7 protein-coding genes are annotated in these 12,966 nt (G+C 47.2%); 6 read left to right on the top strand and 1 reads right to left on the bottom strand.

The window, feature by feature from the left end:
• Nucleotide 1: 1 nt before the first annotated feature.
• Nucleotides 2-1,534 (bottom strand): DUF1538 domain-containing protein, encoded by a 1,533-nt coding sequence (locus BUQ91_RS10635; protein WP_074209253.1) that lies wholly within the window; start codon nucleotides 1,532-1,534, stop codon nucleotides 2-4.
• A gap of 127 nt (nucleotides 1,535-1,661) precedes the next feature.
• On the opposite strand from BUQ91_RS10635, the gene BUQ91_RS10640 reads away from it, so the two are divergent.
• The 6 genes from BUQ91_RS10640 to BUQ91_RS10665 all read left to right on the top strand — a co-directional run bounded on the left by BUQ91_RS10640 (nucleotide 1,662) and on the right by BUQ91_RS10665 (nucleotide 12,922).
• A complete protein-coding gene (locus BUQ91_RS10640) occupies nucleotides 1,662-2,207 on the top strand; it encodes an RNA polymerase sigma factor (protein ID WP_074209254.1) in 546 nt (181 codons plus the stop codon).
• A complete protein-coding gene (locus tag BUQ91_RS10645) occupies nucleotides 2,200-2,541 on the top strand; it encodes a hypothetical protein (protein WP_072829785.1) in 342 nt (113 codons plus the stop codon). Before BUQ91_RS10640 ends, BUQ91_RS10645 begins: the two co-directional genes overlap by 8 nt.
• Nucleotides 2,541-3,272 (top strand): Spy/CpxP family protein refolding chaperone, encoded by a 732-nt coding sequence (locus BUQ91_RS10650; RefSeq protein ID WP_074209255.1) that lies wholly within the window; start codon nucleotides 2,541-2,543, stop codon nucleotides 3,270-3,272. Before BUQ91_RS10645 ends, BUQ91_RS10650 begins: the two co-directional genes overlap by 1 nt.
• 107 nt (nucleotides 3,273-3,379) lie before the next feature.
• Entirely contained in the window at nucleotides 3,380-7,081 is a 3,702-nt protein-coding gene (locus BUQ91_RS10655) for an exodeoxyribonuclease V subunit gamma (protein ID WP_074209256.1), read from the top strand.
• A 2-nt stretch (nucleotides 7,082-7,083) separates the two neighbouring features.
• The gene (locus BUQ91_RS10660) at nucleotides 7,084-10,782 is read left to right on the top strand and encodes a UvrD-helicase domain-containing protein (RefSeq protein WP_074209257.1); all 3,699 of its coding nucleotides are present in this window, start codon (nucleotides 7,084-7,086) and stop codon (nucleotides 10,780-10,782) included.
• Nucleotide 10,783: 1 nt separating this feature from the next.
• Nucleotides 10,784-12,922 carry an ATP-dependent DNA helicase gene (locus BUQ91_RS10665; RefSeq protein WP_074209258.1) on the top strand — a complete coding sequence of 713 codons (2,139 nt, stop codon included), beginning with the start codon at nucleotides 10,784-10,786 and terminating at the stop codon, nucleotides 12,920-12,922.
• The last annotated feature ends 44 nt before the right edge of the window (nucleotides 12,923-12,966 follow it).

Raw genomic sequence — 12,966 nt, forward strand, 5'->3', positions numbered from 1 at the left:
TCTACACAAAGTCAATAATTTGTTCATCATCAGCATCTTGCAAGCGACGCATCATAATTCTGTTGCGCCAAAGCCTTGCCACAATCGCCTTGAAACCAAGCACCTGAATCGTAATGAGCGGAGTCATCGCAACCATAGCCACAATACCGAATGCATAATTCAAAATCGAATCGCCGCCATCGTGAATCACGGAGCAGGCACCAATAGCCAAAGGCAAAATAAAGCTCGAAGTCAAAGGACCACTTGCAACACCACCGGAGTCAAATGCAATCGCCGTATAAAGTTTCGGCACAAAGAACGAAAGCCCCAGTGAAATAAAGTAACCGGGCAACAAGTAATAAATAATCGGGAATCCGATAATAATGCGGAGCATTGAAAGTCCAATCGAAATGCCGACGCCTACCGAGAGCGCAATCAGCATGGAGCGTTTGGTCACAAGGCCACCCGTCACTTCCTCGACTTGCTTGTTGAGCACATGCACCGCCGGTTCTGCAAGCACGACCACCATACCAATGATAAAGCCCGCCGTCACAAGCGCATGCGGACGCGCAGCCAGTTCACGGCCAATTTCAAAACCAATCGGCATGAACCCGACCGTCACAGCCGTCAAGAAAATTACAAGACCTATAAACGTGTAGCAAATTCCAACGCCCACCTGCACAAGTTTTGCCATCGGGAGTTTCAGCACCGTAAACTGGAGAGCACAGAAAGAGGCAACAATCAGCGCAAGCGCAATAAACACCTCTTTTGCAACAGTCAGGACAACCGGCCAAAAGTGTTCGCCAAGGCTAGCTTCAATAGAATATGCCGCAGTCGAAAGTTCATAAGTCAAATCGCCCTTCGAAAAAACGACCAAGCCCATCAAAGCCAAAATCGGACCCACGGAGCAAAGCGCAATCAAGCCGAAACTGTTTTCCGATGCATTCTTACCACCAATCGCACCTGCGACACCCACGCCAAGAGCCATGATAAACGGCACCGTAATCGGCCCCGTCGTCACGCCACCCGAGTCAAACGCAAGCGGTACAAACGAATTCCGCCCGACAGACACCATGAGCATCCCGAGCATGAACAGTACCATGTAAAAGAAAATGATAATCAGCGAAAGGTCTTTCTTGAATACAATCTTCAAAATCGCAAGGAGCAAAAAAATCCCGACGCCCACACCAATTGTCGAAATCAGCAAAATCGGTTTTACGGCATTTTTCACCTGTTCAGCCAGCACAGACAAATCCGGTTCCGCAATTGTAATGAGCACCCCCATCACAAAGCACACCGAAACAAGCAACAATAGACGCCGCGACTTGGTAAGCCCAGACCCCACATACGCCCCCATCGGCGTCATGGCCAGGTCCGCCCCCAAGTTAAAAAGACCTATCCCCACAATCAAAAAAACAGCGCTAATCGAAAAAACAACCAGTTCCTTCACCGAAAAAGAGACAAGTGGAGTATGCGAAACCAGCAACACAATAAGCGTGATGGGCAAAACGGAGGCAAAAGCCTCTTTTAATTTTTCAAAAAGGATTTTTTGCATCGTTCTAAAATATATTTTATTTCTTACTCATCTTGTCATGCCCGCCTCCGAGCGGGCACCTCCTTTTCAAAAAAAATTTCAAAACCCATGCAACCTACCCCCACCCCCATGCATCAAAAATAACGAAATGGACGAAAAAGTCATCATACAGAAAATCAAAGAAGGTAGCCGCGAAGCGCTTGGCATGCTGTGGAAAGCCCACAGTACAAACGTGCTGAACCTGGCGTTCAGAATGCTCAAGAACCGCGACGAGGCCGAAGATGTGCTGATGGACATTTTCGTTTCAGTTCCAGGGAAAATCAACAAGTTCCGCGGCGAGAGCGCACTCAACACTTGGTTGTACCGCCTCACCGTCAACGAATGCCTGATGAGGCTACGCTCCAAAAAGCGCCACGCCGAACTCGAAGAGGAACATATCGAGCTCGTGACGGTTTCCGCACTCGGGAGCAAACACGAGGAACAAACGGATTACGACCCGGAACTCTTGGAAATGGGCCTGTCAAAGCTCTCCGCCGAAACGCGAAGCATGCTTTGGCTCAAAGATGCCGAAGACCTCGGTATCAAGGACTTATCCGAGATTTACAACATGCCCGAAGGAACCATCAAAGCAAGGCTCAGTCGTGCACGTACTGTTGTCAAGAACTATTTACAGGAGAACGTGAACTATGCGTGATCAAATCGATTTTTCAAAACTCGATAGAATCAAGCCCAGAGAAGATTCTTGGGAAAAGGTCTGCGCAAGACTCGATTCTTCGAACCAGAAAAAGTTTATCAAATTCATCCAGGCGAGAACCATGTACGCCCTCGCCGCAAGCCTTATAGTTGTCTCGTTCCTCGCCGTCTTTACGGTATTCAACCGCATGGACTCCGAAACGCTCCTCATAACGAACGCCGCATCCGATGAACTTGTCTCGTGGTACAGCGAACTCGGTGAAACGAGCGATGACGAACTTGAAAATTTGGATACATACACTTCCATCAGCTATTTATTACAGGAGACAAAATAATGAACGCATCCACTAAAACCTTCTTTGCAAGCTTGATTATTTTCGCTTGCTCTCTTGGCTTCTTCATTGGAGCATTCGCATTCAACAACGCAGGTTTCTCGCCTTGCTCTAAAAATGGAATTTGCGAATTCCAGCCTGGCGATTGCTGCAAAAAGAATTTAGACTGCTGCAAGAAAAAGGCAGATTGTTGCAAGAAGAAAGCCCCTTGCGGCCCGGATTGCAAATGCCCACACTGCATGCGCCACGGTCAAGAATTCGGTGAAGGCCCACACCACCACAAGGGCGACCACTTCCGTGGTGAACCGCCGCGCGATCCGAATTTCAAGGGCAAAGATTTCGACAAGAAGTTCGATTTCAAGAAGGGCGAAGCCTTCATGGACTCTGTATTGCAAGTGACCCACGAACAGAAGACCGCACTCGAACAGCAGCGTCGCGTTACGGACTCTACGTTCAAGGCACTCCGCAAGCAAAAGAAAGAAGCTGAAAAGTCTCTCCGCGAAGCACTCGATGCCAACGACGACAAGAAAATTGCAGCCGCCAAAGCTGAAATTCTCAAGGCTCAAGAAGCTTTGCTCAACCACAGAATTAAGGGTGTCAAGGACTTCAACAAGATTCTTACCAAGGAACAGTTGGAAAAGTTCAAGACAATGCGGTTCGAACACATGAAGCACGACAAGCACCACAAAGGCGAACACGGCCCAGAACACGACAACGGTCAACCTCGCGATTAAGATTTTCTAAAACGCAACACATTTGATTTTCATGATTCCTTGATTAACAAGCCTTCGGTCGACCAGCCGAAGGCTTTCTGTTTTTTGCAAAAAGATATATTGTACTCATGCTGTACCTGAAATTTGCACTGAACCTCGAAAACCTCGCCGACGAAATGATTGACACCGTTTCCAAAGCATGGACAAACCCGTTTGAAGCACCGGCAGTTCTATTCCCGGACCCAAAACTGGAGCAATGGTTCAGGTTAAAATGGGTGCAAAAAAAGAAATCTCTTGTCGGTTTCAATTCCATGATGATCGACCGCTTTCTCATGGAAATCCTTATTGGCGATGACACGCACAAGAAAAAATTGAACTCCGACATGCTGAGAAACGTCATCCTTGCGCATCTTGTCAAGGAGACTAACGGCATCCCGAACTATCTGCAAATGGACGAAGAAGTCAAGCGTTACTTGGTGATTGACGGCAAGCTTGACGAGACGCATCTGTTTGATTTTGCAAGCAAGATGGCTTCGCTATTTTTGGAATACGAGACAAGCAGGCCGAGCAATTTCATCCGTCGCATTGACGGCACTTCGGCGCCGGGCATTCTCGACAAGTGGAAACAAGGGAAACTCGATTCATTTTTCGGACTCACGAACCGCGAAATTTCACAGCGTGAAAAATGGCAGCGCGATTTGTACTCCGCGATTTTCCATGCGCACGATAGCAAGCCTTCGCTTTTATCTGAAGTTTTCGAGAACGAGGCCAAACGCAAAAACGGCGAAAGTACGGAATATCTGACAATCCCGTATCTGTACATTGCATGTCACGACAATGCAGGCAACGTCAACTTCCACACAGAGCATATCGGCAATACACCGCTATTCATTTTCGGTCTTGGCGGCATGGGTCAATTCTACCGCGTTATCTTGCAGAAATACGCCGAGACACATGACGTTTACGCTTACATTCAAAACCCCTGCATGGAATTCTGGGAAGACACTTCAACCGTCCACAATCAAAGCGCGACTATCCACAGGAATTGGGTCTCACGAGACGGGCAATGGAGCGATAACACAGGAAGCATAGACAAAGTTCGTGAAAAGATGTCCGTTGATATTTCTGAAGCGGGCGACAGCAATGATGTGGACGACATTCCCGAATACACCCACGAAGAAGCGGAATCTGAAAACACGCTGCTTTGCAATTGGGGACGCTCCGGGCGCGACAATATCAAGCTTTGGTGCCAAGCCGCTAATTACGATTTTGACTTTCGTGCAGGCGACGAAATTAGCGATGCAAGCGAGCTACCGCACGACACGCTTTTGCACAAAGTGCAATACGCCATTGCAAACCGCATCAACACATTGCCCGACTTTAGCGCTGATGATTGCAAGCGCACAGATACTTCTTTAGACGTAACAGCTGCGCCAACCAAAATTCGCGAAGTCGAAGCATTGCACACTTCTATCTGCAAGCTCATGCAGCAAGGCGCGCGTGTGAACGATATTCTTGTAGTATCGCCCGATTTAGATGGTTACCGCACTGCCATCAAGACGATTTTTGACCAAACGCCTGAAAAGAAAAAATACGCCAGCGAGAACGATAAAGACAGTTTTTTGCACATTCCGTTTGCCATTGTCGACTCGCCTGCTAGAAGTTCGCAAACCGAAAACGTATTGGACAACTTGTTTACGATTCTCGAACAAGGGACTATCACACGCCCTACATTCTTTGCACTATTGCGCAATCCAGTGGTACAGCAAACGCGACACATCTGCGAAGATGACGTAGGCAAATGGGAAAGTTGGATCGAAGGCACCAACGTCTATCGCGACCGTGAGCATAAAAAAGAAGATTGGCTCGGCGGCGTGCGTCGACTGCTCCTTGCAAAAATGACGAAGAATCCTGTCATGACTTCGAGCGATATCCTTATGCCGTATTCCGACATGGCAACTAGTGACAACCGCTCACTCTGCAAGTTTGTCGATTGCATTGATTCACTCAAAAAATGGATGGATTTCGGAAAGGCCGGGCTAGTCGCAGACTTAGACAAGCTCACCGATTTTCTCAATGAATGGATATCGATGCCCGGCGCTCCGGAAGGATTTGCAAGCGAAACAATTATCGTAAGCAACGTCATGCAAGCCATCGAAGGCCTCCGCAACCAAATAGACGCTGGTCTCGAAAGCATCTCGTGGAAAATCATCAAGCAAACGCTCCTCACGGCAGCACAATCATCTGCTTACAGTTGCGGCACATTGTTCGTGAACGGCGTTACCTTCATGAACTTTATCCCGAACAGAATCATCCCCGTAAAGCATTTGTTCTTTATCGGCGGAGATTCCATGAACTTCCCGGGAGCAAAGCAGCACAACACGCTCGACCTCCGCAAATCTTGCCGCCCGTGGCCTGGCGATGATTCACCCATTGCAAAGCGCCGTTACGCATTCCTCTGCCAACTCATGAGTACAAGCGAAAGTTTCCACGTGAGCTACGTGAATCAAGATATTCGCAAGGATGCTGAACTTTACCCGACCTCCGTTGTAAACGACATCCGCAAATTCTTGGCAAATGCCGTGGGAAATGCCGCAGATGGGCCTGTCGCATCCGAAACTGCCGCGAAAATCAGCCCATCAGAAGTATGGCCCGAAAATAAAATATCGCTTGACGAAACACGTAATTTCGATGAGCTGTTCACGCAAAAAAGCCTTCGCAACAAACATGCATTCCTGAACATGATGCAAGACGGATTTGCACACGTAAATCCGAAAACGGGCGCCATGCAAACCGCGACAGAGAACGTCAACTTCAAATGCCCCGAACGCGTTCCGCTGTACATGCTCAGCGAATTCTTGAAAGATCCGTTCGAATTCCGCATCAGCCAAATGCTTGCGGCCTCAAATGCTGATGACCCCGAAAAGGAAATGTTCGAGCCCATCCATTTTGACGCACTGCAAAAAAGCGAACTTCTCAAAATGATGGTCGCTGCAGAACTTTCGCACAAGTCCGATGAACTCGAAAAATTCAAAAAGGAATCGGCACTTCAGGGAAACATGCCAGACGGCATTTTCGGAACAAAACTGCTTGCCGAAATCGAATCGAACAAAGCACAAATTCTAGAGCAAATGGGCGACACGCTCATTAATGAAATCAAGGATTCCTGGAGCTACAAAGCTAAAATTCAGGACATCCAGCTCAATCGCAAAAACGCCACCGGCAAGTGGACACTTTCGGGTACGCTAGATTGGTGCGACAACAACGATCTCGACAAAGTCACAAAAATGATTTCGGTCTCTTCGTCCGATAAAAATCCAAACTTATCCAAGTTCTTGCCCTCTTACATCAAGGCACTCGCCATTATTGCACAAAGAGCAAGTAACGAAAGCACCGCAGAAAAAGAACAAACTATTAAAATTGCAATCTACAACGGCGACATTTCAAAAGACGCGACAAGCGCCACCGTTGCCATGACGCCGCGAAAAGCAAACGAAATCTTGCAAGATATTTACACGGCTGCATTTGGCGATGAATCACAACTTCCGTATTCCAAGGCGGTTCCCGCAAGCATGCTCGACGCATCGGGAATCATCAACATTCGCGCCTTTAAAGAAAAACTGCTCAGCGAATCCTGGAAATACTTCGATAAAAAAACGCTATTCGATCCCATCACAGATGTGGGCTTTGACGCAATTAACTTTACAGATCAGTGGAAAGAAGCCACACAAAAAATGCGCGGCCTTATGCAATTTACGATAGATGAAGGCTCCAAGGCAAAAACATCTGAAAGTTCCGCTAGCAAAACTGTAAAAAAGAAGAAGGCATAATCATGGAAAATTTCAGTCTCCAAAAATTCGACCCTTCCAAAAGCCTTTTTATCGAAGCTTCTGCAGGCACAGGCAAAACATACACCATCCAATTGATGGTGGCGAAACTCATTAGCCTCGGGACGCCGCTAAAAAAAATTCTCATCGTCACTTATACTGAAAAAGCGGCAGGTGAATTAAAAGACCGCATCCGCAAAAAAATTGACGAAGTTCTTATCAGCAAAAAACTGGATAAGACCAACGAAAGCGAAAAAGAACTCGACAGTGAAACACTTGCACTTTTTTCAAAAGCATACCAAGACGTCGATAACGCCGCCATTTTCACCATTCATTCATTCTGCCAAAAAGCGTTAAAGGAATACGCCTACGATGCAGGCAGGCCCTTTGACATGTCGATGATTGACGATGCCGAAGTCGAAAATCTCATCGAGCAATTTATTCGAGACCGTTGGTGCGACAATTCAGATTTTCAGTTCTTGATTAAGCACGATTCTGCGCAAGCGATTACAAGAAAAATCACTGAAGGCCTCAAGAGCATCACGAACATTTACAAAGGGAGCGAAGGCAACCGCGAAATTATTCCGCTGGACAAGCCCGAAGAAATTGCAATTGGCGAAACGATTTTAAGCACAGAGGATTTGCACGTCATCGCAGCAGTCAGCAAATTTGACGAAATCCTCGCCATTCCCGCATTTAACGAAGCATACGCAACACTTGAAAAATATCCGTCTGAAAAATTCAGCAAGACTTCCAAAAACTGCATCGAAGACTTTTTGAACATACTCAAGCAATGGCAAAAAGGCAGTTCGCTATTTTCAGCCGTTTCGTTCAAGGATAACGAGTTTATTAGAACAAACTGGCCAGCAGATGCATACGAAGCATTTATCGCGTTTAAAAACCTGAAAGATTTGCTCGGTTCTATCAACAGCTTTTTACTGAACAAATTCTTGATAACGCAAGCCGCCAACGTTTTTGACGAATGGCAATCCTATAAAACCGAAATGAAATACCAGTCGTTCAACGACATGATTCTATCGGTTCATCGTGCAGCGCTTGACACAAGCAAAGGCGAATCCCTGCTAAAGACAAGACTCCGCGCACAATACGCCTATGCCATTATTGATGAATTCCAAGACACCAACCAATTGCAATGGGATATATTCAGTGCCGTATTCGACAAGATATTTGTCGTCGGCGACCCCAAACAATCCATTTACAGTTTCCAAAGCGCCGATGTGAACGTCTATCAAAAAGCGATTCACGAAATCAAAAACGGCATGTCGTTGCAAACAAACTTTAGATCTACTACAGGAATCATCAACGGTTGCAACGAACTTTTCAAAGGCGATTTTTTCACGCCCAACGAAGGCGCAACAAAGCTCGTAGATTTTGAGCCATCGCTCCCGCCGCAAAATAGTTCGCAAATCAAGGCACCGCCTCAAATCAACGGCAAAGAAATCGCCCCAATTTGGATTAGCGACGAGGACATTAACGAAGTAGATTTTGCACGTGCGGCCGTTCAAAAAATTGTAGACTGGTGTACATTTATCGATGATAAAAAAACAGCCTTGCAAGTATTCGACAAAAAAGACTGCACCAAATACAGAAACGTTACATTCAAGGATTTTGCCGTACTCGCACGCAGCCGTGCCGAAATGGATTCCATCGAAGATGCCATGCGTTCTGCAGGTGTACCCTTCAGCCGTTACAAAGACAGCAACCTTTTCAGCTGCCGCGAATGCGCCGAATGGATTGCCATTTTTAAAGCCATTGACGCCCCTGATTATTCCGCTTGGAACCGAAGACTTTTAAGCGAAGCACTCATCACGGACTTTTTCAGAATCGCAAAGCAAGACATTCACTATGCCGAAAGTAGTGCGTTTGACGACCCGAACAATCCTGTGCGTTTGCAATTGAACGCCTGGCGCGAACTTGCCCAAAGACGTCGCTACGCCGAAATGCTCGAACGCATTTACGGTGACACACAAGTCGAAGAACGCCTCACAGAAATTTCCAGATTGCAAAACTTGGCAAGACTCCGCCAAATCGGAAATTATGCCATCGAATACCTTTACAATCACAATTGCTCTATTGAAGACCTTGTCCGCCATCTAGAAGCGCTTGCAAACTACAGCGACAACGCCGATGATGAAGACGGCAACCTTGTAGAAAAAAGCAGCGACTATGACGCCGTACAAGTCATGACCATTCATGCGTCCAAGGGCCTCGAATTTCCGGTTGTGATTTCTGTTGCAGGGTTCAAAGGCAAAAGACCGGGAACAGGCCCGTTCCTTTATCATGACAACGATGAAATTCGCCTCGGGTTCAGCGAAAAAGCTAAAACAACTCGCGAACGCGAAGAACTCGAAGAATGGAAACGACTTTTCTACGTCGATTTCACACGTGCATCTTCGATCTTGATGTTGCCGCGCTACGAAAAATGGAAAAACACCAAAGGCGTCAAGGAAGAATACAGATTCCTCGAAGGCTCTATTAGAGGCCTGCTTGAAACAGCGCCGCAATTGACAACACATTTACCTAAAATCGAAAATTGGAATCCGCAACAGTTAAGCGAGACTGTCAAGGAACGCATCCTCAAGCCGTTCAATGCTCTTTCTGGAATCGGGAACGCATTGACCGCAGACGAAATTAAGAACAACATTACAAATCAAAAAAACGAAATGGTCCGCTTGCAGCAAAAGCTCGCCGATGCAAGCATCATGCAATATTCCTACAGTTCGCTTTCTGGCAAAGCCGATTCCGTAGTCGATACAGACGAAGGCGACCGTTTGAATCCAGAGGGTGCCGAAATAGCGACAGCGCGTACGCCAATTGTACAAATTCGGGATATTGACACCGAAGCGCACGATTGCACCATCGCATTTGACGAATCGCTCGATTACCAAACGCACCTCAACGAAACAGCGCAGAGATTCCCGCGCGGTTCGCACGCCGGTAATGCCTTCCATCGCATTTTCGAACGTACAAAGTTCCATCAATTCGGTTTGGAAAACAAGACGCTCGAAAACGCACTTGCCAACCCACAAACAAAGAACATCATCGAAGAAGAATTCAAACGCGAATCGCTCCCCATCTGGAATCATCGCGACTCTTGGATCGACATTGCCACACGCTATACTCGGAACACGCTAAACGCAAGGTTGCCGGAAATCGCGGGCTGTTCTAAAACGACCGATACATTCGCGCTTATAGACATTCCCGAAAGCGACCACAAGCCCGAAGTACAATTCAACCAAAATGCAAGCGACGAAAGCGATTTACTCAAGCGCTTCTGCAAAGGCTTTATCGACTTGCTGTTCGTCCGCAGCGTCAACGGCAAAAAGCGCTACTCCATTCTCGACTGGAAATCGGACCTGCTCGAAAACAGCACCTACACACCCGAAGCGCTCAAAGAAAAAGTCGATAACGACTACTCCATCCAACGAGTTCTTTACAGCTATTGCCTTATCCAATGGCTCAAGCAATTCTACGGTGAAGGCACTGCCGAAAACTTAAGCGAAGCCGAAATTTTTGAACAACATTTTGGTGGTATCTATTACGCATTCATTCGCGGTACCGAAGGAAACACACCCAAAGGCATTTACGCGCAAACTTGGAACAACTTTGCAGACCTTGAACACGCTTATAAGAAAATCAAAGACCTTATGATAAAGCCCTCCCACAGCAAGGAGGAAAATTAAAATGGATAATAAATTAATCGCCACCGAATTCCTCGACGAATTCATCGATGCGCTCATAGAAATGCGCGGTCTCATTGCGCTTGACAAACATCTACTCCATTTACTTTTCGAAATCAAAAAAGACGTTCCTCTGCAAACGCAAAAATTCTTAACGCTCTGCCTGTCGCTCCTTGACGATGGCAACACGCGCGTTCCGCTAGATGCATCGCAGTTCACAGACATGTGGACCCGCAAATGGAACGGCCTAGTCACACTCCGCATCAGCACCGTCGAAGAAGACATTGATGAAAGCAATTTCGCAAGTGTCGCCGATTTCGCCCACATTATTCGCGATGGCATTCAAGACATTCTGACAAACGACTTTTCTGCAATCATGGAAAGCCGCGAAACTGACACAACTTCCATCGAAGATGCATTAAGTTGTCCGTTCGTCCTCGCTAAACGCGAAAGCGGAGCGCACCTCTACTTTACCAAGCACTTCGATGCCAAATGCATCATCGAGCAATCCGCAAAAATCTTATTTAAAAACGGCAATACACCCACCGACGACGAAATCGAAAACTGCAAACAAAAAATTGCAAACATCTGTAAGCCATTCAGCAATGGCAAACCTTTCCTTATCAAGAAACGCCAAGCCGAAGCCATCATCCGCGGGCAAACAGAAAACCTCGTCATTACAGGTGGCCCCGGCACTGGCAAAACAACAGTAGTCCTTTACATTTTGTGGAATTTACTCGAAAGCCATAGCGACATGCTTGATTGGAACATTTACCTTGCAGCACCGAGTGGCAAAGCCGCCGACCGCATGCGTGAAAGCCTCATCGACGGCCTCGCAAGAATCCGCGAAGAACAAAAGACCAACAACGAACCCATATTCCGCAAGCTGAACGAACTCGAAAGTAGCACCATACACCGCCTACTCCGATTCTCCAAAAGCAAAGGCGGCTTTTCGTTCAACCGCGAAGAACAATTCCCCAAAAATTCAATTTTCGTCATTGACGAAGCAAGCATGATCGACATCGAAATGTTCGCCGCCCTCCTCGAAGCCATTCCCGAAGGCGCACGAATATTCATTCTCGGCGACCCGTTCCAGCTCCCCTCTGTTGACTCAGGAGCCGTCCTCGGCGAAATCCTCAAAGTGAACGAAAGCGGCAGCAACTTTTCTGTCAAGCTCAACGAATCCAACCGATTCGACGACCGTTCCAACATCGGAAAACTCGCTGCCGAAATCAAAACCGTTGCAGAAACAAAAGACAACACAAAGTTTGTTCCGCACAAGTTCACGAGCAGCGACGCATCTGCGAATGACATTTCGCACAGCTCAAACGAAACGGGAAGCGCTACGAACTTTAAAGATAAAGTTTTCTACAAGCAACTCGAAACCGACTCCGCACCGCTTTCGAAAAAAGAAGAAGACAAACGCATTGAAAACTTCATCGCCGAATGGTCCCGCGACTTTGCACAACTCCCCGCACTTGCAGAAAACATCCACCCTGAGCGCACCGGCACCGAAGCAAGCGACACCGACCACAGCGAAACCGCCCGCCGTAATGAAATCTGGCAGCTCTCGCTGACAAAGCGCATCCTCTGCGCCGAACGCCGAGGACTCCGCGGCATCGAAAACATCAATAAAAAAGTTTGTAGTAAAATCAAGAGCCTTTGGCGAGCGCAAAAGAAAAAGCAAGGCGAAACAATCCAATGGGACGACTCCGGCTACTTCCCCGGACAACTGCTCATCATCACCAAGAATCAGGAAATGTTCAAACTCTACAATGGTGACACAGGCATCGTAGTATTCGACGATAACACCCCCTGCCTCATGCTCAAAAAGGCGCCCCTGCAAAACAGCGAACTCACCGGAAAAACGCGCGATGACTTTGTCTTTTATCCGCTCTCGATTCTCCCCGAAGATTCGCTCACAACCGCATTCGCCATCACCATCCATAAATCGCAGGGCTCCGAATACAAACACGTTACCATGTTCCTCCCGACAAAAATCGGGCACCCGCTACTGACAAACCAAATTCTGTATACAGGAATCACCCGCGCCAAGGAAAGCGTCACCATCATCGCAAACGACGACACATTCAAAGCCGCAGTTACCACCGTCAGCGAGCGCAATACGGGAATTTCGCTATAGTTTTGAATTCTTTTGTACCTGCGCCCTCTTTTCTGTGTATATTT

Source organism: Fibrobacter sp. UWB11, assembly GCF_900143015.1.
Taxonomy (GTDB): Bacteria; Fibrobacterota; Fibrobacteria; order Fibrobacterales; family Fibrobacteraceae; genus Fibrobacter.

Excerpts from the sequence above, each read along its gene's own strand:
- BUQ91_RS10635 (WP_074209253.1), bottom strand. The coding sequence starts at position 1,534 with ATGCAAAAAATCCTTTTTGAAAAATTAAAAGAGGCTTTTGCCTCCGTT.
- BUQ91_RS10640 (WP_074209254.1), top strand. The coding sequence starts at position 1,662 with ATGGACGAAAAAGTCATCATACAGAAAATCAAAGAAGGTAGCCGCGAA.
- BUQ91_RS10645 (WP_072829785.1), top strand. The coding sequence starts at position 2,200 with ATGCGTGATCAAATCGATTTTTCAAAACTCGATAGAATCAAGCCCAGA.
- BUQ91_RS10650 (WP_074209255.1), top strand. The coding sequence starts at position 2,541 with ATGAACGCATCCACTAAAACCTTCTTTGCAAGCTTGATTATTTTCGCT.
- BUQ91_RS10655 (WP_074209256.1), top strand. The coding sequence starts at position 3,380 with ATGCTGTACCTGAAATTTGCACTGAACCTCGAAAACCTCGCCGACGAA.
- BUQ91_RS10660 (WP_074209257.1), top strand. The coding sequence starts at position 7,084 with ATGGAAAATTTCAGTCTCCAAAAATTCGACCCTTCCAAAAGCCTTTTT.
- BUQ91_RS10665 (WP_074209258.1), top strand. The coding sequence starts at position 10,784 with ATGGATAATAAATTAATCGCCACCGAATTCCTCGACGAATTCATCGAT.